Origin of the sequence: Geminicoccus flavidas (assembly GCF_009806515.1) — a bacterium.
GTDB lineage: Bacteria > Pseudomonadota > Alphaproteobacteria > Geminicoccales > Geminicoccaceae > Geminicoccus > Geminicoccus flavidus.
On record NZ_WUJP01001130.1, the window covers coordinates 1 to 862 of the forward strand.

An 862-nucleotide genomic window follows, 5' to 3' on the forward strand; every position below is an offset into this window, starting at 1 on the left:
GATGCTCGCCCACCAGCCAGACCGCCTCACCCGGCAGGCCCTGCCTGATCTGCTCCCCCTCGGCTGGACACAGCCGCCAGGAGATGCGGTGCCATTTGGTATGACTAGGCGCCTGCTCCGCCGGGACCGCGTCCTCGCTCGGCACCGGGTGCTTGCGCGGCCGGCCGGCACTGGCCTTGGGCCAGTGCAGGTCCAGCGTCGTCGCATAGACGTCCTGCACCTTGGGCATGCCGGCGGCCCAGATCAGGCCGCGCCGGCTCAGGTGTACCGGTCTCGGTGCGGCGCTCGGCATCGGCCGCCCGAGCCTGCGGCAGGAACAGACGCAGGCCCACCGGTACCAGAACCTCACCATTGGCAAGCCAGCACCTGGCGGTTGGCGCGCTTGCCCAGCCACCCGCAATACTGGCGCGCCACACCCATCGAGGCCTGCCCTGCCTGGGCAGGGCCGTGTCGTCGACCACCAGCACGGCATCAGGTCCACCCACCAGCGCGTCCGCTCGTTCTACCATGAATGGCCATCTGGCCATTCATCCGACATCCGCAGGACCTGGAGGGATCCGCCGCAACGGCGCGTCGTTCCAGGTCGTGCTCGTGACGAAGTGATGGAGCCGGTCGTGGCTGGCCAGGCCCAGCCGGCCGCGGCCGGCTGCAGGCTCTTGCGCTCGCCGGGCCCGATCAGCCCCTGCGGGTAGACCGGCGCCCACGAGCCCCGCTCCCGGTACCTCATCGCCGCCAAAAACGGCGCAAACCACTCCGCCAGCCCCTCCCGCCAGTCTGCCTCCGCCGTCACCTCTGTCCCACCAGACGCTCAGGACATGGCAACGAACCAGGCACTCGCCGGTTCTGCGCAAGTAGTGATAGG

2 pseudogenes are annotated in these 862 nt (G+C 70.0%); both read right to left on the bottom strand.

Going from position 1 to position 862, the window contains the following annotated elements:
- Positions 1-229 (bottom strand): annotated as a pseudogene (locus EQG76_RS31415) (IS701 family transposase); the annotation flags it as partial.
- Positions 230-266: 37 nt separating this feature from the next.
- Positions 267-527 (bottom strand): annotated as a pseudogene (locus tag EQG76_RS33880) (IS701 family transposase); the annotation flags it as partial.
- Between the last annotated feature and the right edge of the window lie 335 nt (positions 528-862).